This window comes from Pseudomonas sp. RIT-PI-AD (assembly GCF_025642785.1).
Taxonomy (GTDB): domain Bacteria; phylum Pseudomonadota; class Gammaproteobacteria; order Pseudomonadales; family Pseudomonadaceae; genus Pseudomonas_T.
Map to the genome: position 1 here is coordinate 159,040 of NZ_JANZKU010000009.1, position 20,127 is coordinate 179,166.

Sequence of the window (20,127 nt, forward strand, 5' to 3'; positions counted from 1 at the left end):
CGCACCGCTGCGCGTCGAACCCCGTCCCGCTTTCGCTACTCCCCGGTGTGACATGTCCCCCGCCTCGTGATCGATAACAATTCTCATTAGTATCGTTCAAACGACCGGTCGGACTTTTCGATTTAGGGACTTTTTCAAACGATGGCGGGCAGGAATGGACCTACTCGCCCGCCTGCTCGGGCTCGACGAACTGCGCATACCACGGGTGCGTGGCGAGCAGTTGCTCATGGCGACCGCAGCCGCTCAAGCGTCCGCCCTCCAGCACCAGGATCTGGTCCGCCTCGCGCACCAGCGCCGGATTGTGCGACGCCAGCACCAGCGTCCGCCGGCCGTGCAGCGCCCGCAGGGCACGATTGACCCGCGCCTCGCTGCGCGCATCGAGGCTGGCGGTGGGCTCGTCCAGCAGTACGATCGGCGCCTCGGACAGCAGCGCCCGCGCCAGGCCGACCCGTTGCCGCTGGCCGCCCGACAACAAGCCGCCGCCCGGGCCGACGTCGGCGTGCCAACCATCCGGCAGGCTGTCGATCACCTCGTCCAGCGCGGCGGCCGAGGCGGCCTGCTGCAATTGCGCCGGTGTCGCCTCGGGCCTGGCCATGCTGACATTCCACAACAGGCTGCCGGCGAACAAGCCGCTGTCCTGGAACACCTGGGTCAGGTTCTCGGCAAGGGTCCGTTCGCTCAACTGGCGGATGTCCACCTGCCCCAGCCGCACTTCGCCGGCCTGCGGATCCATGCCCCGGCCAAGCAGCGCCAGCAGCGTGCTTTTGCCCGCGCCGGAAGGACCGACGATCGCAGTGAAGGTGCCGGGAGCACAGTACACATCGAGATCCTTGAGCAACTGCTCGCCGTTTTCGCCGTAACACTGCAAACCCTGGCCTTGCAGGCTGGCATCCAGCGGTTGTCTGCCAGGTTGCGGACTCTGCAACGCCGGCGCGCCCAGCACCGTCAGTACTTGGGACAAGGCCTGCCAGGCCATGCGCAACGCCTGGTCCAATTGCGCCAGTTGCGACAGCGGCTCGATAAAGCGCACCAGCAGCACCAGCACCGCCACCAGCAGCGCTCCCGGCAAATACCCGGCGGCCACCGCCAGTACTCCACCGGCCAGGACCAGCGAAAACATCATCTGCACGGCGGTGGCGAACCCCAGGCTGGCGGGCAATGCCCGCCGATTGAGCGAGCGCGTCGCCTGGTGTTGCGCGTGCAACGCCGTGCGCAATGCCTGCTGGCCCTGACTGGCGTCGCCGCTGCTGCGGATCAGCGGTTGCTGTTCGGCGAAGGCTTGCAGCAATTGCCCGGCCTGGCGATCCACCGCCTGGCGCTGCCGCTCCAGATCCAGGCTGCGCCGTCCGGCCCAGCGCAGCAGGGCGAACAGCGGCAGATAGGCCAGCGCCACTGCCCACGCCAGGCGCGGCTCGAGGGCGAACAGGCCGAGCACCACCACCGTCGGCGTGACCAATGCGGTAATCAACGGCGCCAACAGGTGCGCGGGAATCCCCATGCTGTTGAACACCGGACCGCGTACCAGCCCCTCCAGGTGCCGGCGCCGGCCCAGCGGCAGCCGTGGCAAGTGCTCCAGCAGACGCGCCACCAGGCCCGCCGCCAGCCCCGCTCCGGCCAGATAGCCGCGACGCTGCGCAGTGTAGCCGGCGATGGCCTGCAACAGCGTCAACCCGAGCACCAGCCACACACTCTGCGACACGGCGGCGCGGGAACCGTCGAACCAGGCCAGAATCAACGGCACCAGCGCCAGCCCCGCCAGGCCATCCAGCACGGCGGCCAGCACCATCCAGGCCAAGGCGCCGCGCAACGCTTGCCAGGCGACCTCCGGCAGGTGGCGAAGCGGCGAAAAGACACTCATGACAGGGCCTCCGGTCGATCGGCGCCAGGCATTTGCTCATGCCAGAGCTGGCGGTAAAGGCCTTCCACGGCCAGCAAGTCCTGATGGCGTCCGCGCTGCACAATCCGTCCATCACACAGCACCAGGATCTGCTCGGCGTGGCGGATGCTCTCCAGCCGGTGCGCGACGATCAGCCGGGTACGCCCGGCCGCGCCGTCGCGCAAAGCGGCGCGCAACGCCCGTTCGGTTTGCGGGTCGGTGGCCGAGGTCGGCTCGTCCAGCAGCATGATCGGCGCGCCGGACAGCAACGCCCGGGCGATGGCCAGGCGTTGCAACTCGCCACCGGAAAGCTGCACATCGTCGCCGGCAATGCTGGCGTAGCCCTTGGGCAGGGCCATGATCCGGCTGTCCAGGCAAGCCGCTCGCGCCGCCTGGCGAACCTGCGCGAGGCTGGCGTCGGGCCGGTACAACGCGATGTTCTGCGCCAGGGACATGCGCAGCGCGCCGGCATGCTGGAACACCAGCGCCAGGTGCCGTTGCAACTGCGGGCTGGCGATCCGGCGCACATCCACTCCGCCCACCCGCACCTGCCCGCTGTCCACGTCCATGAACCGCGCGATCAATCCGACCAAGGTGCTCTTGCCCGCCCCCGAGGGTCCCACCAGCGCCGTGGTGGTGCCCGGTTCCAGCCGCAGGTCGATCGCCGACAGCAGCGGTACCGAGCCATGGGTGAAGTATACGTCGAGCATTTCCACGCTGGCATCCTGCGGTGCCAAGGGCGCATCGGGCTCCGCCAGCGGCGGCGTACTCAACACCTCTTGCAGGCGCTGCGCGCTGATCCGTGCGCCGTGGAGCGCATCGAAGCCGTGCCCCATCGCCAGCACGGGCGCGGCCATGGCGCGCACCAGCAGCAGGAAGCCGCACAGCTGCGCCGCGCCGGCCTCGGCCATGCCCGCCAGCCATGCGCCGACGACCACCCAGGCCAGCAGCCAGGGCGCGCTGAGCAGCACCTGGATCAAGGCGGCGAGATGACCGGCGCGACGCACCCAGTGGCTGAAGCGCTGATCGAAGCCTTGCACCGCCTGCTGCAAGCGAGGGTGGATACCCGCCCCCGGGAACTGCCGCACCAGGCCCAGGTTGGCGGCGAACTGGCTGTAGTCGCTGAACAACTGCTGGATCGCCGCGTTGCGCCGCTCGACGTCTTCGCGGTAATGGGCCGAGCCCAGGCGACCGTATCCCAACACCCCCAAACCCAAGGGCAACAAGCACCAGAGCGCCAGCCCGCTGTCGCTCCACAGCAGATACGCCAGGGTCGCCAATGGAATCAGCAGCAGGTTGACCAGGTCCGTCGGCGCGTGCCCCACCAGTTGGTGCAGCGCCCGCACATCTTGCTCGGCGTAACGGGTGACGCCTTCGGGCCCCAACCGGGCGAACCAGTCCAGGGGCAGGCGTTGCAGGTGCTCGGCCAGGCGCACCCGCAGGCGGTCGCTCAGGTCGGCGTCCACCCCGTGGGTGAGGTGCAACGCCAGGGTCTGGCCAACCAGCCACAGGCCCGACCCGAGCACCGCCAGCAGCACCCAGCCCATGACCGAGGGCCCCAGCGGCGGCGCCTCGGGCAGGCGCTCCGCCAACTGCGCCAAGGCGATCAGCGGCAACAGCGAGGCGATCCCGGCCACCGCCTGCACCGCCACCGCCAGCCACAGACGCGCGCGAAACGGCTGCAGCAATGCGCGCAACTCAGGCCCGAGCACCTGCATCGGCACCCTCCAGCACCTGGGCCAGGCGGCCTGCCGGCAACGCCTGGGCGGGCGTCTCGGGAAAGCCGATGGCCGCGGTCACCCGTTGCCACAACTCGACCACCTCCAGGCTGCGCTGTTGCAGGCGCGCCAAACCGACACCGTCGATCAGCGGTTGCAAGGCGCTGGCCGCCGCCCGCGGCCAGACCTGGCGGTAGACCTGCGCCCAATCCGCGCAGGCTTCCCGCAACACCTCAGCGCAGGGCAAGGCGGCGTCCGTCGGCGCGAACAAGCCGTCCGCGTCTTCCCGGGGCGCACGCACCGCCGGCATCCACAGCAGCGGCCCGTGGGGCGACGCCAGCAGCAGCGTGCCGCTCTCGGTGGCCAGGCTGATGCGCTGCAGCAGCTGCATGCGGCCGTCATCCGCCGCCGCCAGCTCGTTGAGCACCCGCAGTGACACCGGCACCTCGGCCATCACCAGGCTCAAGTCACGCCACGGCGACAGGGCCGGCGCCAGATTGTCCAGCGACCAGGGGCCCACCGACTCCAGCAGCGCCGCCAGCAGGTCCAGGGTCGCATAGCTGACCTGCACTGCGCACTGAGCCTCGATGTGGCGAATCCCCTGTTGGCGGTGCAACTGCCGGCCGAGCTCGATGAAGCGCGCCACCCACGGCAGTTGCGGGTAGAAGCTGTTGAGCAGGCAGCGCCGCTGCAGGCGCGCCGCGCTGCGCAACAGGTCGTGCAGTTCCTGGGGCAACAGCGGGTGTTCGATCAACACATCCATGCCGCGGGCCATCAGTGCCTGCGCCAGTCGCGGGCCCTGCTCGCCACGTGCCGCGCCGCCCACGGCCACGCAGGCCAGGCGGGTGTCGCCGGGCACCTGCTCCAGCGCATCGAAACAGGCCACCTCCAGGCGCCGGGCCAGGGCCTGCGAACGGCGACTGCCCTGCCCCAGTACGCCCACCAGTTCGAGATGGTCGGCGGCGGCGACACCGGCAGCGTAGAACTGGCCGAATCGCGAACCCACCACCAGGGTTTTGACGGGGTTGCTCATGGGCGGTGCTCCTCCAGCAAGTGACGACTCAATCCGGCCAGGCAATCGAAGTGATTGCCGGCCAGGGCGTGCAAGGTGAGCGGCGCCAGCGATGCCGCCTGCCACCAGGCCTGCAGGCTGGCCTGATGATCGGCGATCAACGGGTTGCTGACGCTGGGCACGAATAGCCGCAGGGCGCCGGCATAGGGCGCGCCGTCGCTGTAGTGACTGGCCCGGACCGAATGGGCGAACACCCGATACAACTGCTCGTCGGCGATGCCGGTGGCGGCGGCCAGCACCCGGGACTTGAGCGACGCGGTGTCGACGTCCCGCAGCGCCGCAGCCAGGCTGCCCGCGGCCAGGTGGTGCGGCGAATCCACCAGCAACGGGGCCAGGGCCGCTTGCAGTCGCCCGGCGGATGGCAGGCCCAGCGCCTCGGTGTCCAGCCCCAGGGTGGCGGCGAAGTTGTAGAGAATCAGCAGCTCATCGTCCACCCGATACGGAATGCGGTAGCTGGACACGATGTCCACCTGCCGCACCTCGGCCCCCAGTTGCAGGAGCGCCTTGGCCAGCTCCAGGGTCACCAACCCGCCGGAGCAGTAGCCCAGCAGGTCGAAGCGGCGCCGGCCGCTGTCCCACAAGGCCTGGGCGTAGCGTTTGCCGAGGGTCGCATTCACCTGCGGCGGCGGCAGGCGCAGGTAATCTTCGCTGTGGTGGACCGCCAGCCCCAGCAGCGGGCCGCTGCCGGTCAGTCCGGCGATCAGCCCGCGGTACGGCAAGAGTGTGCCAAGACCCTCGTGCACCAACACCCGGGGGATGCCCTCGCCCCCCGCCAGTTCGCTCAAGGCATCCACCCGCACGCGCCCACCCAAGGGGGCGCGGGTGCCTGGCGGCATGGCCGCCGCCGGAGTCGCAGGAGGCGCCCCTTCAACGCCTGACGCGCTGCGCAGGCGCTGCGCCAGGCCGATCGGGGTCGGCTGGCTGAGCGCCCAGCGCAGCAGGCGATCGAAAGGCTGCCCGTGGGCCAGGGGTTCCTGTTCCCGCAGGCCGGCGATCAACTGCGCGATCAGCAGCGAGTCGCCACCGGCCGCGAAGAAATCCTGCTCAGCCGACAAGCCACGGCGATCCAGCACCCGTTCCCAGTGGCCGATCAGGCGCCGGACCAGCTCGTCGGCCACCTCGGTGCGTACCGGTCGAAGCGGTTCCAACTGGCGCTGCTGTGCCTGGGTGGTCAGGGCGCGGCGGTCGATCTTGCCGTTGGCGGTCATCGGCAAACTTTCCAGCACCCGAACCTGGGACGGCACCATATAGCGCGGCACACGCTCGGCGATGAACGCCAACAGGTCTTCGGCGGGCAGGCGCGGCCGGTCGGTTTTCATCCGCGCCACCAGCAGGTCGTAGCCCAGCAGTGCCAGCACGCTGCGGGATGACGCCAGGGACTGGGCCTGATCCCCCGCTTCGCTGTTGAGCCAATCCAGCCACTGGTGGGTGTGCACGAACAGTTGCCCATTGGCTGCGCGCGCGTCCTGGGGCGTCTCCATCATCAGGCTCTGGCTGATGCTGATTTCCCGGTGTTCGCGGGTGAGTTCCTGGATCACCAGCCAGGCGTCGGCCTGCAAGAGTCGACGCAACCCGCCCAGCAGGCGTGGTGTATCCAGGGCGTTGTTCAAGGCTCCGGAACTCAACACGAGGTCCAGCGAACCGGCGGGCAGACCCTGCTCGCAGGCGGGCTTGTTCATGTCGAAGTGCATGAAGCGCACCCACGGGTACTCGGCGAAGCGTTCCCGGGCGGCGTTGAGGAAGTAGCTGGACACGTCGGAGAACAGGTAGTCGACCTGCACACCGGCGGCCACCTGCGGGGCCAACGCCGGAATGACCGAGGCACTGGCGGCACCTGTACCGGCGCCCACTTCGAGAATGCGCCAGGAGCGCTGGGGTTCACGTGCCACGATCGCGCCGACCGCCTCGGCCATGGCCCGGTGCAGCACCTGCGCGTGCAGGCCGCGGCTGTACATGGCGTCGGCAATGTGCGCCGAGCCTTCGGGGAACATCAGGCTCGCCGGACTCAGGCGACCGTCCAGTTGCTCGGCCAGGCGCTGGGCGCTGCCACGCAGGTAATCCACCAGTTCCACCGGCCAGATGCCCGCCGGCGCCCGTTCGGCGAAGTGCGCCCAGGCGGCGGCCTGATCGAACGCGCCCGGGTCCACCCCGCAGCGCCAGCCTTCGCCCTCGCGTTGCAGGTAGCCGCTGTCGGTCAACAGCGTCAGCCAATGGTGCAACAGGCGGTGCTGGCCGGGTTGCAGCCCGAGGGCCTGGCACAGCGGCGCGAATTCCACGGTCCGGTCCAGCCCCAGCAGACCACTGCCCGCCAGCCAGTGCAGCAGCGATGCATCCGCGGCCCGGTCCAGTGCCGCCAGGGCGGCGTGAATCCCATCGCGCGGGCCGAAATCCGCCCGCTCCAGGGTCGCGCGCGCCTGGGCCAGGACGTGCTGCATGTCCTCGCGCACGCGCCGTGGATCCGTCGCCACCGCTTGCGCGGTGACAAAGCTGCACAACGAACGCTCATGGCGTTCCCCCACCAGCACCGTGGCGCTCGCGGCAATCTGCGGATGGGCCAGCCAGGCGGCGTCGATTTCCGCCAGTTCGATGCGATGGCCACGGATCTTCACCTGGTCGTCCTGGCGCCCGAGGAACTCGATCAGGCCGTCTTCATCCAGGTAACGCCCCTGATCGCCGGTGCGGTACAGCCGCCGCCCGCTGGCATGGGTGATAAAACGTTCGGCCGTGCGCTCGGGGTCCTCAGCGTAGCCCAGGGCAAGGCCGAGGCCGCCGATGTGGATCTCGCCGCGCACGCCCGGCGGGCATTGGCGGCCGAGGCTGTCGAGGACTTCCAGGGTCTGGTTTTCGAGCGCACGCCCATAGGGAATGCTCGGCAAGGCGGTATCGGCCGGGCGGATCGGATGCTCCACCGACCAGATCGCCGCCTCGGTGGCGCCCCCCAGGCTGAACAGGCGACTGTCGGGCCAGCGCCGCCACCAGCGGGTCGGCAGGGTCGTGGGAATCCAATCCCCGGACCACAGCACGCAACGGGGCCCGGGGATCGCCGCCGACTCGGTCTCCAGGTAGTCCACCAGCATCTGGCCCTGGGCCGGCACCGAGTTCCACAGGGTCACGCCGTGTTCGAGCATCAGCTGCGCCCAGTGGGAGGGATCGGCGCCGCGCTCGGGGTCCGGCAGCACCACCTGGGCGCCCGCTGCCGTGGCGCCGAAGAAGTCGTAGACCGACAGGTCGAAGCTCAGCTCCGCCAGCCCCAGCACCCGGTCTTCGACATCGACGCCATAGCGCCGGTTGATGTCGTCCAGGGTGTTGACCACCGCGCCATGGCTGAGCATCACCCCCTTGGGCGTGCCCGTGGAACCGGAGGTATAGATGATGTAGGCCAGGTCGTCGGCGCATACCGCCCGCGGTTCCCGGGGCGGCCAATGGCTGGCGGCGGCCAGGCGGTCGATGGCGATGCGTGGCAGCTCGAGGGTCGCCGGCAAGGCCTCGGCTTCCAGGCAGACGAGCGCGGCAATCCCGGCGTCGCGCAAGATGGCTTCGCGGCGCAGGGCCGGCTGACGGATATCGACCGGCACATAGGCCGCGCCCATCTGGGTGATGCCCAGCACCGCCATCAGTTGCCAGGCGCTCTTCGGCAGCAGCACCGCCACCCGGGCGCCGGGCGCCAAGTCGAGGGCCTCGAGGGCCGTGCGCACCGCTTCGGCATGGCGGGCGACCTGGCGATAGCTGTAGCGGCCGTCGCGGTCGCTGATCACCGGCGCATCCGGCGTGCGCAGCGCCTGCCGGGCGAAGCCGCTGGCGATGTTGCGGTCGGGCGCCGTTTCCGCCGGGGGCCGCGGCGCCTGCTGGCGCGGCAGAACGATATCGCCGTGTGCCTGCCACACTTGCGGGTCCTCGGCCAGGCGCCGCAGCAGGTCGACATAGGCCTCGAACATCTGCGCGGCCATGCCTGCCGGCAGCACGCCGGTGCGCACGTCCCAGCCGATCTGCAAATTGCCGTACTGGTCGCTGACCTGGCAATCGATCCACACCTGGGGCGTCTGGCTGATCATGTAGCTGGGCGGCTGCAACAGGTGCCCGGTATCGCCCAGCAGGCGCTCGACACTGCCGATGCCGCTGGTGAACACCACCGGCATCAGGTCGGCGCCGCGCCCCCGGACCCGAGCCAGTTCGCGCAGCACCTCCACCCCGGTGAAGCGGCCGTGGTCCAGGTCGTCGAACAACTGCGCGCCGATGCGCCGCGCGCGCTGCACGAAGCTCGCGCCGCTGCCGCCCTGCACCGCCAGCAGGCTCAGGGCGGTGAAATCGCCGATCACCTGGCCGAGTTGCGGGTGCAGGTCCGGCCGGTTGAGCACGGTGAGGTTCAGGCAGAAATCCGCGGTCTGGCTCCACCGTCCAATCACCTCGGCGAACGCCGCCAGGGTCACCCCTGCGGCGCTCAGGCCCTGGCCACTGGCCAGGGCACAGAGGGCGGTCCACTGGGCCGTGGTCAGCACGCCGTGGTGGTGTTCGAAGCGCGTCGAACCGATCCCCGCGTCGTCGCTCAGGGGCAGGTCCGGACGTCCGGGCAGGCTTTCCAGGCGCGCCAGCCACCAGGACTTGTCGCTTTGCCAGGCGGCGCTTTCGCGCATCTCGCGCTCGTATTGCAGGTAATCCCGGAAGGTGGCCTCCAGCACGGGCCACTGCCGCGTCGGCTCCCGGTAGCGCTGGGTCAACTCCACCAGCAACAGTTGCAGGCTGGCGTAGTCGAGCAGGGTGAAGTCCACGGAAACGTGCAGGATTGCCCGCTCGGCGCCCAGGCTGACTTCGGGCAGCAGGATCGGCCACCGGTCCAGGGCATGGCAGGCATGATCCAGCCGCTCGCGCACCTGTTGCAGGTGCGCCTCGAACGCCAGCGGCGTGGCATGGCGCAGGTCGTGCAGCGGCACGTGCAGCCACGGCACCTGGGCCTGTACGCACTGGCGGCTGTTGTCTTGCACCACCGCGCGCAACATCGGGTGGCGCTGCACCAGCGCATGCCAGGCGCGGTCCAGCCGCTCGGTGTCGAGGGGGGCCGGCCAGGGGTACTCGACATACAGGTGGCAGGCGTTGCCGCCGTAGTCGAACGCCGGGTTGCGCCCCAAGACGTAGGCACCCTGCACCGCGCTCAGGGCAAAGGGTTGGCATGCCTGCTCAGGCTGCGAGCACCACTGCACCTGGGGCGACAGACGCACCATCAGCGCTTCCCGCTGGGCGCGCAGGCATTCGGCCAGGGCCGGATCCAACGCGCCTTCCGGCGCACGGAAATGCAGCGTGCCGTCGCGGGTCCAGAGTTCGATCTGGCGTTCACGGCAGATATCCAGCAAGTCGTCCAGGCTCATAGCACGCCCTCCTCGAGGGCGGCACTGCGCGCCAGCAGCGCGGCCATGCCGGCCAGAGTCGGCTGCCGATAGAAATCGCTCATACGCAGGCTGACGCCCAAGCGTTCGCGCACGCTGGCCAGCAAACGGGTGGCCAGCAGGCTGTCGCCCCCCAGGCTGAAGAAGCTGCCTTGGGCGCTGAGCACCGGCCGCCCCAATATCGCCTCCCAGCACGCGGCCAGGGGTTGCAAGGCCGGGCTCAACTCGCCCGCCGCGCTGCTCGCCGGCTGCTGGCGTTGCGACGCCGCGGTCAGTCCGGCCTGCAAGCGGCCACGGTCGATCTTGCCGTTGGCGTTGAGTGTCAGGTGCGGCACGCACCACAGGTGTTCGGGGCACATGGCCAGGGGTAAGCGTTGCTGCATCCACGGCTGCAAGCTGTCGCCGTCCGGCGTTTCAGCCGCCCGCGCGCTGACCAGCAGCATCGCCGGGTTCCGCCACAGGCATTCCGGCTCGGCGAAGCCGCTCCGCCCCAGCGCTTGTGCAATCTGTCCGGTGTCAGGCAATACCGGCGCACGGTTCTCCAGCAGCGCAGCGCTGACCAGGCCCAGCGGCGAATCCCGCAACAGGTCGGCCAGCAGTAACCGACCGGTTGGTTTGAGCAGCGCCTGGGCCAGGTTCAGGCAGTCGCCAGGCTGCGCATGGCTGTGCAAGGCGGCGAAGCTGATCACCAGGTCATAGCGCGCCCAATGCTCGGCGGGCAACAGACCGTCCTGCAGCGATTGGCAGGCGACCCGCGCACGCTTGCCGGCGGCCGCCAGCAGGCCGGGACTGGTGTCGAACAGGGTCAGTCGCAGGTCGCCGTGGTTCAGCTGATCCAGCCATCGATCGAGCAACTGCCCGCCGCGCACATCCAGTACCGCCACCTCGAGCGGCCCGGCCTGGGCGGCGCATTGCTCCTGCACCGCGCGGCTCATCGCGTCCAGCACCTGGCGCCCGGCCGGCAGGTTCAAGGCCAGGGCCTGGGGCGCCAGCAGCGGATCGAACAGCACCTGGGAGATGCCGTCTTCGCTGCGCAACAGCGCCTGCAGCGCATTGACCATGGCGTGCAGGTCTGCCTCGCGCCAACCCAGTTGCGCCAGCGCGTCGCCGAGGCTCATCGACTCGGCGGGTTGCCCGTCCAGCCACTGGCGCCAGGTGTCGAACAGCGGCCGCTCCGGCAAGGGCGGCCCTTGCAACACACGCTGCAGCACTTCGCCCGCCACCCGCGCCTCGGCCGCCGGGGTGTCGTCGAGCAGGGACGGACCGTGCAAGGCATCCGCCGCGATATCGATCGGCGTTGCCCCCATCACCAGCACCGCGCCGAGGCTGGCGACAGCGCCGGGCAATACGGCGGCACACGCACTGTCGATCAGCGGGTGGGCCGTCAGCGCCGCCTCGATTTCCCCCAGCTCGATACGCTGCCCGCGCAGCTTGACCTGCTGGTCCATGCGCCCGAGGAACTCGATCGTGCCATCGCCCCAGAAGCGCCCGCGATCCCCGGTGTGGTACCAGCGGCCACGGTCATCGCAGCGAAAACGCTGGGCGGTGAGTCGCGGATCGTTGCGATAGCCCCGCGCCAGGCTGCCACCGCCGATGAGCAGGTGCCCCACCACGTGATCGGGCACATCGTGACCGCTGTCGTCCACCACCCGGTACGCCTGGCCGGCCAGCGGCTTGCCATAGGGGATCGACGGCCACTGTTCGGGCACCTCATCGATGCGTTGCAGGTTCGACCAGATGCCCGCCTCGGTGGCGCCGCCCAGGCCATACACCCGGCATTGCGGCGTGGCGTGCCGGCGCAGGCGCGCGGCGAGGTCCAGGGCGATCCAGTCCCCCGACAGCAACACCGCCCGCAGGCTCTGGTAGCGACAGTCGCGGGCGGCGATGCCCAAGGCCATTTCCAACAGGGCCGGCGCCGAATTCCACAGGCTCACCCGATGCTCGGCAATCAACTGCGCCCAGCGCGCCGCATCGCGGGTTTCCTCGGGGTGCAGCAACACCAGGCGGGCGCCCTGCCCCAGCACGCCGAACAGGTCGAACACCGACAGGTCGAAATCCAGCGCCGACACCGCCAGCAGGCAGTCGTCCTGGTCGATATCCAACTCGGCCTGCAAAGCGTCGAGGGTATTGAGCGCCGCGCCATGGCTCACCTCGACACCCTTGGGAATTCCGGTGGAACCCGAGGTGTAGATCACGTAGGCGCTGGCCTGCGGCGCCTGCGCGCGCGGGGCCGCCAGGGGCGCGGACCGTTCCAGGCGTGCGGGGTCCAGCCAGCGCAACGGCGGGCTGTCGGGGGTGAGCGCCGGCGCTTGCTCGGCGATCACCAGGGCGATTCCCGCCGCCGATTCGATCAGGCGGCGGCGCGCCGGCGGTTGCGCGGTGTCGACCGGCACGTAGCAGCCACCCGCCGCCAGCACGCCGAACACCGCGACGATCTGCTGAAGGCCCCGCGGCAGGCAGACTTCCACCGCCTCGCCCTGGCGCATCCCGGCCTCCAGCAACCCGGCGGCGACCCGCAGCGCGCGGGTGGCCAATTCGCCATAGGTGCAGCGCCGTTCGCCGCAGATCAGCGCAAGCGCCTCCGGGCGTCGGGCACTCTGGCGGAAAAAGTCCTCGAGCAAACCCCGCCCGCGGCCCGGTGCCGGGGCGCCGTTCTGCCGGTCGCGACGGGCTTGTTGCGCCACCGGCAACGGCACCGGTTGCGGCTGGTTCCAGTCACTGTCGGCGAGGCGCTGCAGCAGTTCGATATACGCCTGGAACATCGCCTCGAGCACGCCGTCGGCGAACAGCTCGGCGATGCTGTCCCAGGCCAGCAGCAGGCCGTCCTCGACCCGGTACAACTGGTGGTCGAGCCACACCTGCGGGGTTTGCGACAGCATGTCGTGCAGGTCGCCGAACACCTCGCGAAAGCTCTTCGGGACGAATCCCGACTCGCTCAGGTTGCTGGAGAACACCACCGGCGCCGAACGGGGATGGCCCTGGCGGCGGGCTTCGCGCAACACCTCGAGGGCCGGGAACGCCGAGCGGTCGATGGCCGCATGGAGGCCGTGCTGGAACAGTCGCGCCGCTTCGGCGAAGGGCAACTGCGGCGCGTCCTGGCACTCCACCAGCAGCAAGGTGGTGAAGTCGGCGATCACCTGGTCGAGGGGGAACTGGTCGTCGTGCCGGTCGAACAGCGGCACGTTGAGCAGGAAATTCGACTGTGCGCTCCAGCGCGCCAGCACCGCGTTGAACGCGGTGGCGAATACGCAGGACAAGGTCAGCCCGTGGCGGGTGGCCTGGTCTTGCAGGCGCCCGGCTTCGGCGACGCTGAGCACGAAGGCCTGGCGGCTGAAGCGCGGTTCGCGGATCGATTCCGGCGCGCGCGCCAGGGGCAGCGCCGGGCCGTCGGGCAACTGGGCCAGGCGTTGGCACCAGTATTCGCGATCCCGCGCATAGGCCTCGGCGCGACGTTGCCGGCGACGACTCAGGTAGTCGGCGAAATGCAAGGTCGGCGGCGCGGCCAGGGACGCCGGCGCCTGATAGGCGCGGCCCAACTCAGCCATCAGCAGGCGCAGGCTCTCCACGTCGGCGGCCAACAGGTCGACACTCAGCCAGACCCGGTCACGGCCGTCGGGCAACTGCACCAGGCCCACCAGCATCACCTGCCCCGCCTCCACCGCCAGGCATTGGTGCGAGCGCCAGTGGCGCAGTTCGGCCCAGGCATTCCGTGCGGCTTGTAAGCTGTGTTGGCGCCAGTCCTGATGATCGAACACCGGCACTGTCGGCGACGCCAGAATGCGTTGGCGGCCCTCGTTGAAACTGGCCCGCAGCATCGGGTGGCGGGCCTGCACCCATTTCACGGCGGCTTCGAGGCGCTGCGGATCGATGCCCTGGCAGTCGAATTCCAGCCAGGCGTGGCAACTGATATTGCCCAGCACTTCCGCCGACCCACGGCCCAGCCAGTAGGCCTGCTGCACCGCGCTGAGCTCGAAGCTCTCCTCGGGCGCCGGCGCCGCTGCGACGGCCGTCGCCGGCGTGGGTTGCAACCTCTGGCCGCGCAGCAATGCGAGCCAGGCGGCCACGCAGGGGTCGGCGCTCAGTTGGGCGAATTCGACCTGTAATCCGTGACTGCGCAGGCGTTCCTGCAGGTACATCAGGCGGATCGAATCCAGCCCGCAACCCAACAGGTTTTCCTCGTCGCCCAGGCTGTCGATGTCCTCCACGGTCGCGCCCAGCAATTGGGCGAGGTAGTCGATCAGCCAGGGGCGGAGTGGGTTCGCCGAGATCGTGTCTGCTGTTGTCAGCTCGCTCATGAAAAGCTTCCTGTGGCCCGTCGAAATGAAGTCTGTGGCTCACCAAGATGGAAGCCATTGTCAAATGAGACTTTATCTCAAGCGGGTTTTCAGGAAGCGCTCAGGGCTTTAGATGCACGGGCCTTTTCATTCGATTCAGAGGCAGTCGCCCGCGCGCTGGACCCTCTCAGCGGATCTCGCTGGGCGATACCCCGTAGCGTTTGCGGAAGGCGATGGAAAAATGCGCCGGGCTGTAGCCCACGCCATAGGCGACGGTCGACACGTTGCTCTCTTCATCGCTGAGCATGCGGTGCGCCTCGCTGAGGCGGTGTTCGTGCAGGTAGCCGAACACGCTGGTGCCGAAGACCTTGCGGAATCCCGCGGTGAGCTTGCGTGGGCTCATGCCGACATGGCTGGCCAGGTCGTTCAGGCTCGGCGGTTCCAGCAACGAGCGCACCAGACGATCCCGCGCGGCGTGCACCCGCTCGACATCGGATGAGGTGATGCGCAGCTTCTGCTCCGGTTGCCCCCGTTCATCCAGCAGGAATTGAGCGCTGAGGGCGGTCAGTTCCAGTGCCTTGCCGCCCAGGTACAGCGAGCGGCTCGGGCCCTGCATCGGGCAGGTCGCGATCTGCGTCGCCAGGGCCTGCATCGCCCGCGGCGCCGGGCGCACCATCATGTAGGGGTCCCCGGCGCCGCGGGCCAGCAGCTTGCGCGGTGCCATGCCCAGGTGGCGGTCGAGGGATTCCAGGTCCAGTTGCACGATGGTGTAGCGCAGCGGCGTCGAGGTGCCGTAGATCTGCGACGAAGTGAACTCGCCGTCATTGACGATGGTGCACAGGCTCGGGCCCCTGATCGATTGCTCGGCGTGCCCGGGAACGCGGCAGGACAACTCGCCACTCTGCACCAGGATCAACTTGAGCCCGCGCTCCAGCGGGTCCTCCACCCAGGCCTCGCTCTCGGACCACAGGGTGCCGGTGACCAGGGTCATGTGCGGTTCCAGGTAGACCGTTCCGGGCTGGTTGCCCTTGGGTTCGGCCGGCGTCTCTTGGTGGGTGGGGGCGATGATCGTAATAGTCATTGGGTTTTCCCTTGATCCTGAGGCCATTACGCGGGGGCCTGGCCTGAGTATGGGGAGGCTTTTAAACCCTAAACCTCCCTGTTTGAAGCCACTGCGTATTTCATCTAATGAAAAAGTCGCGGCACCGAAAGCCTTGGCGTTGAGAAGCACCAGGCAAAGTATAATGATAATGGATCTCATTTAGTTATTTGTAGCCGATTATTTCTACAAGTAGGAGATCCCATGTCATCGCTCACCCCTACCCACGATTCAGACGCTTTCGACGACGCGCCGGACTGGCCGCCAGCCTTCGCCGAGCGCTATCGCCGGGCCGGCTACTGGCAGGACCAGACATTCGCCCACGCCCTGGATGCCGCCGCCGCTCGCACACCCTCGGCGATCGCGATTACCGACGGCCCCCTGTACCTGAACTACCGCAGCCTGGCGGAACGCTGTCGACGCCTCGCCGGTGGGTTGCGCGCACTTGGCGTCCAAGCCGGTGACAACGTGGTCGTGCACTTGCCCAACGGCAGCGCCTTTATCGAGGTGTGTTTTGCCTTGTTTCGCCTGGGCGCCCGGCCGATTCTCGCCCTGCCCGCCCATCGCCAGCACGAGATCGGTGGCTTTTGTCGCTTTGCCCAGGCCACGACCTACATTGGTTGCGCTCAACTGGAAGGCTTCGATTGCCGGCAGATGGCGCGCCAGCTGCTCGCGGCCAACCCGCAGTTGCAATATGTCGTGATCGACGGTGGCGCCGAGGAATTCACCGCCCTGGACGAGCTGTATCGCAACGAACCGCTGGAGCAGGACGCCGGCCGCGCCGACGCGGTGGCCTGCTTCCAGTTATCCGGCGGCACCACCGGCACGCCCAAGCTGATTCCGCGCCGGCACGCCGAATACCTCTACAACGTGCGCGCCAGCAGCGCGGTCTGCGGCCTGGACGCCCGCAGCGTGTACCTCACGGCCCTGCCGATGGCGCACAACTTCACCCTGTGCTGCCCGGGCGTGATCGGCACCCTGCTGGCCGGCGGCCGGGTGGTGTGCACCCGGCGCTCCGACCCGGACACCTGCTTTGCCCTGATCAGCGCGGAGCGGGTCACCGTCACCGCACTGGTGCCGCCGCTGGCCATGCTCTGGCTCGATGCCCAGGCCCAGCGCCAGGCCGATCTGTCGAGCCTGCGGCTGTTGCAGGTCGGCGGGGCGAAACTGCTGAGCACCGCCGCGGCGCGGGTCGCGCCGACCCTCGGCTGCACCCTGCAGCAAGTGCTGGGCATGGCCGAGGGGCTGCTCTGCTATACGCGCCTCGACGACCGCGAGGACCTGATCCTGCACACCCAGGGCCGCCCGCTTTGCGCCGACGACGAAGTGCGCATCGTCGACGAACGGGGACAGCCGGTGCCCGACGGTGAGGTCGGCGAGTTGCAAGTGCGTGGGCCCTACACCATTCGCGGTTATTACCGCCTGCCCGAACACAATGCCAAAGCCTTCACCGCCGACGGTTTCTATTGCAGCGGCGACCGGGTACGGCGTACCGCCGAGGGTTACCTGGTGGTCGAGGGGCGGGACAAGGACCAGATCAACCGGGGCGGCGAGAAAGTCGCCGCCGAGGAAGTGGAAAACCTGCTGATCAACCATCCCCAGGTGCATGACGCGGCCCTGGTGGCGATGCCCGATGCGGTGCTCGGCGAATCCACCTGCGCCTTCATCGTCGCCCGCGATCCTGCGCCATCGGCGTTTGGCCTCAAGCAGCACCTGCGCAGCCAGGGCCTGGCCGCGTTCAAGGTGCCGGACCGCATCGAATTCGTCCCCCGCTTTCCGCAGACCGGCGTCGGTAAGGTCAGCCGCAAGGATTTGCGGGAAAGCCTGCGCCTGGCCTGGCTGGCCGCCCATCGCGGGGGCCTCGCCTCATGATGCCCCTGGACGAGCGCTGGGTGCGCCCCTATCGCCTCTCGCCGATGCCGCGCTGGCGCCTGGTGTGCTTCGCCCATGCCGGCGGCAGTGCGAGTTTTTTCCGCGACTGGGCCGCTGCCCTGCCCGCCGATATCGACCTGTTGGCCATCCAGTATCCGGGGCGCGAAGACCGCTTCTGCGAGCCCTGCCTGACCGACATGCACAGCCTCGCCGAGGCCGCCAGCCAGGCGCTACGGGGTTATGCCGATCGCCCCCTGGCCTTGTTCGGCCATAGCCTCGGCGCCGTGGCGGCGTATGAAGTGGCGATACGCCTGGAGCGGCAGGCGATCGCCGTCGAGCACCTGTTCATCTCCGCCCACCCGGCCCCGCAATGCCAACGCGGCGGGCAGTTGCACAGCGGGCCGGACGCCGCCTTGCTGGACGATGTGCGGCGCCTGTCCGGCCGTCCCCATCCATTGCTGGAAGACCCGGCCCAGCGAGAGCTGTTCCTGCCCAGCCTGCGCAACGACTACCGCATCGTCGAGACCTACCGCCGCGCGCAACCGCTGCCGCTCGACAGCCGGATCGAGGTGTTCTACCCCGAGCAAGACCCGGAGATCGACCTCGACGAAGCCCTCGCCTGGCAAGCCGCCAGCCTCCAGCCACTGCACCTGCGGCGCTGGGATGGCGAACACTTCTACCTGATCGAACAGCGCCAGGCGCTGTTCGACGCCCTGGCGACCGCCCTGCTCGGCCGTCGCCCGCTCACATCGCCCGCTCCCGAGGAACCCTGCCGATGAAAACCCCTGACGCTTGCGAAGGCCTGCCGGACATCCGGATCGCCATCGATTCACTGGACCACCAGATCGTCGAACTCATGCGCCAGCGCATGGCTTACGTCAAAGCCGCCGCCCGCTACAAACCGACGGAAAGCAGCATTCCCGCCCCCGAACGCGTGGAGCAGATGCTCCCGCAGCGGCGCCAATGGGCCGAGGAAGCCGGGCTGGACGCGCACTTCATGGAAACCCTGTTCGCCCAGATCATTCACTGGTGCATCGCCCAGCAGGTGCTGCACTGGCGCGCCACGAGAACCCTGGCATGAGCGCCTTTGCACGGTTGGACGAACACGTCGAAGGGTTGACCCAGGTGTTCGAGCAGGCCCGGCGACGTGCCGCCGCGCAAGACGCGCCGGTACTGGCCAGCTATGCCCTGACGATCAGCCCGATGGACCTGCTGGAACTGTTTTGCCGGGTCGACCGGCCTCATGCCGAAAGTCTGTTCTGGCGGGCGGCCGAGGGCGGCAGGAGCCTGTTCGGCTGGGGAGTGGCCGCAGAGCTGAGCGGCGCCGGCGAGCAGCGTTTCGTCGCGGTGGATCGGCAATGGCAGCAGTGGCTGCGCGGCGCGGTGATCCACGGCCCGCAGCCCCCCACCCTCTGCGGCGGCTTTCGCTTCGATCATCAGGCCAAGGCCGGCGGTGCCTGGCAGGGATTCGACGACGCCTCGATGCTGCTGATGACCCTGCTGCTGATACGCGAAGGCGATCGCTGTTGGCTGCTGTGCCAACAGCGGATCGGCCCTTCGGACGTGGCCAGTCTGCGCTGCGAACATGTGCTGAATGAATGGCACGGCCTGATGGATCGCTACCTGTCGCCGCCGGCTACCACGGCGGCGCCGCAGCATGTACGCGACCAGTTGCTGCCACAGGCCTGCTGGGAAAGCAAAATCGCCCAGGCCCTGGACGTGCTGCGCAACACCTCGATGAAAAAGGTGGTACTGGCGCGGGAAGTGGTCAGCGAGTTTTCCCACCCCGTCAGCCCTGGCCGGACCCTGGCGCGGCTGGCCAGCAACGACCCCTCCGCCTACCTGTTCGCCTTCCGCCGGCAGCAAAGCTGCTTCATTGGCGCCTCGCCGGAGCGCCTGGCCAAACTGCACGACGGCCATCTGCAAACCTTGGCGTTGGCCGGCACTACCCGCCGCAGTCCGGACCCAGGGCGAGACGCCGCGCTGGCGCAAGCGCTGATGGACTGCGAAAAGAACCGCCACGAACATGCACTGGTGGTGCAGATCATCCAGAGCGACCTGGCACCCTGGGTCAGCCAATTGCAGGTACCGGCGGCCCCTTCCATTCAACGCCTGAGTCGGGTTCAACACCTGAGCACGGTAATCGAAGGCCAACTGCGCGATCGAGCCAGCCTGCTGCAAGTGGTCGAAACGCTGCATCCAACCCCTGCCGTCGGTGGCCATGAGCGGCGGCAGGCCCTGGAACATATCCGTCAGTTCGAGGGCTTCGACCGCGGCTGGTATGCCGCGCCGTTGGGCTGGCTCGATGGGAGGGGCAACGGCGAATTCATCGTCGGTTTGCGCTCGGCGTTGCTGGATGGCAAGCAAGCCCGGCTATTCGCCGGCTGCGGCATCGTACGAACCTCCGACCCGGCCAGCGAATACGAGGAAACCTGTATCAAGTTGGCGAGCATGCACGCGGCTCTAGCCGTATAGAACGGCATTCCGACCATCAGGAAAACCGGTCCAAGTCGTTCACGCCTTACAAACGACGGCATGACTTCGCGCGCAGCCATCGGGCTTGCACATCGCCACCTAAAGAATGGTCCTGCTCGACTACTTTAGAGAACGCAGAGTGCGCCGGAGGTGATGCGGCCTGACATCGCCTTGAAGGCGTGCTCGGCGGCTAAGCCGATAGCGTGTCGTTCCTGCTTGCGGCGGGTCTTGAGACGGAAAGTTGCCGGCCGCTTGGCCTGGCGGACGACCGGGTAGGAGAAGCATCGTGGAGTGTCAAGGTTGCGACCCGGGCTCGACGTTCGTCATGACGCCCCTCGGCTCCAGCGACAATTTGCCCCACAT

At 68.6% G+C, this 20,127-nt stretch carries 10 protein-coding genes; 4 read left to right on the top strand and 6 right to left on the bottom strand.

All coding sequences use genetic code 11. From position 1 onward, the window contains the following. Positions 1-160: 160 nt before the first annotated feature. The 6 genes from OGL92_RS10575 to OGL92_RS10600 all read right to left on the bottom strand — a co-directional run bounded on the left by OGL92_RS10575 (position 161) and on the right by OGL92_RS10600 (position 15,399). On the bottom strand, positions 161-1,858 hold the full coding sequence (locus OGL92_RS10575; protein ID WP_263143533.1) for an ABC transporter ATP-binding protein: 1,698 nt from the start codon (positions 1,856-1,858) through the stop codon (positions 161-163). Beyond that, positions 1,855-3,594, bottom strand: coding sequence for an ABC transporter ATP-binding protein (locus tag OGL92_RS10580; RefSeq protein ID WP_263143535.1), 1,740 nt, complete (start codon positions 3,592-3,594; stop codon positions 1,855-1,857). Before OGL92_RS10580 ends, OGL92_RS10575 begins: the two co-directional genes overlap by 4 nt. Continuing rightward, positions 3,575-4,627, bottom strand: a complete 1,053-nt coding sequence (locus OGL92_RS10585) for a Gfo/Idh/MocA family oxidoreductase (protein ID WP_263143537.1) — start codon at positions 4,625-4,627, stop codon at positions 3,575-3,577. Before OGL92_RS10585 ends, OGL92_RS10580 begins: the two co-directional genes overlap by 20 nt. Continuing rightward, positions 4,624-10,026, bottom strand: a complete 5,403-nt coding sequence (locus OGL92_RS10590) for a non-ribosomal peptide synthetase (protein WP_263143538.1) — start codon at positions 10,024-10,026, stop codon at positions 4,624-4,626. Before OGL92_RS10590 ends, OGL92_RS10585 begins: the two co-directional genes overlap by 4 nt. Next, on the bottom strand, positions 10,023-14,339 hold the full coding sequence (locus OGL92_RS10595; protein WP_263143540.1) for an amino acid adenylation domain-containing protein: 4,317 nt from the start codon (positions 14,337-14,339) through the stop codon (positions 10,023-10,025). Before OGL92_RS10595 ends, OGL92_RS10590 begins: the two co-directional genes overlap by 4 nt. A gap of 166 nt (positions 14,340-14,505) precedes the next feature. Then, on the bottom strand, positions 14,506-15,399 hold the full coding sequence (locus tag OGL92_RS10600; RefSeq protein ID WP_263143542.1) for an AraC family transcriptional regulator: 894 nt from the start codon (positions 15,397-15,399) through the stop codon (positions 14,506-14,508). A 222-nt stretch (positions 15,400-15,621) separates the two neighbouring features. Here OGL92_RS10600 and OGL92_RS10605 point away from each other — a divergent pair, with 222 nt between their 5' ends. From OGL92_RS10605 to OGL92_RS10620, 4 genes are read left to right on the top strand one after another with little or no spacing between them, the layout of a single operon-like run. Next, the gene (locus tag OGL92_RS10605) at positions 15,622-17,289 is read left to right on the top strand and encodes an AMP-binding protein (RefSeq protein ID WP_263143544.1); all 1,668 of its coding nucleotides are present in this window, start codon (positions 15,622-15,624) and stop codon (positions 17,287-17,289) included. Further along, the gene (locus OGL92_RS10610; protein ID WP_276583904.1) at positions 17,286-18,068 is read left to right on the top strand and encodes an alpha/beta fold hydrolase; all 783 of its coding nucleotides are present in this window, start codon (positions 17,286-17,288) and stop codon (positions 18,066-18,068) included. Before OGL92_RS10605 ends, OGL92_RS10610 begins: the two co-directional genes overlap by 4 nt. Beyond that, a complete protein-coding gene (locus tag OGL92_RS10615) occupies positions 18,065-18,370 on the top strand; it encodes an isochorismate lyase (protein WP_263143546.1) in 306 nt (101 codons plus the stop codon). The genes OGL92_RS10610 and OGL92_RS10615 overlap by 4 nt, the downstream gene beginning before the upstream one ends. Continuing rightward, positions 18,367-19,764 carry an isochorismate synthase gene (locus OGL92_RS10620; RefSeq protein WP_263143548.1) on the top strand — a complete coding sequence of 466 codons (1,398 nt, stop codon included), beginning with the start codon at positions 18,367-18,369 and terminating at the stop codon, positions 19,762-19,764. The genes OGL92_RS10615 and OGL92_RS10620 overlap by 4 nt, the downstream gene beginning before the upstream one ends. Positions 19,765-20,127: the final 363 nt, after the last annotated feature.

Coding starts and splice junctions, on each gene's coding strand:
- OGL92_RS10620 (WP_263143548.1), top strand. CDS start 18,367: ATGAGCGCCTTTGCACGGTTGGACGAACACGTCGAAGGGTTGACCCAG.
- OGL92_RS10590 (WP_263143538.1), bottom strand. CDS start 10,026: ATGAGCCTGGACGACTTGCTGGATATCTGCCGTGAACGCCAGATCGAA.
- OGL92_RS10610 (WP_276583904.1), top strand. CDS start 17,286: ATGATGCCCCTGGACGAGCGCTGGGTGCGCCCCTATCGCCTCTCGCCG.
- OGL92_RS10575 (WP_263143533.1), bottom strand. CDS start 1,858: ATGAGTGTCTTTTCGCCGCTTCGCCACCTGCCGGAGGTCGCCTGGCAA.
- OGL92_RS10585 (WP_263143537.1), bottom strand. CDS start 4,627: ATGAGCAACCCCGTCAAAACCCTGGTGGTGGGTTCGCGATTCGGCCAG.
- OGL92_RS10605 (WP_263143544.1), top strand. CDS start 15,622: ATGTCATCGCTCACCCCTACCCACGATTCAGACGCTTTCGACGACGCG.
- OGL92_RS10615 (WP_263143546.1), top strand. CDS start 18,065: ATGAAAACCCCTGACGCTTGCGAAGGCCTGCCGGACATCCGGATCGCC.
- OGL92_RS10595 (WP_263143540.1), bottom strand. CDS start 14,339: ATGAGCGAGCTGACAACAGCAGACACGATCTCGGCGAACCCACTCCGC.
- OGL92_RS10600 (WP_263143542.1), bottom strand. CDS start 15,399: ATGACTATTACGATCATCGCCCCCACCCACCAAGAGACGCCGGCCGAA.
- OGL92_RS10580 (WP_263143535.1), bottom strand. CDS start 3,594: ATGCAGGTGCTCGGGCCTGAGTTGCGCGCATTGCTGCAGCCGTTTCGC.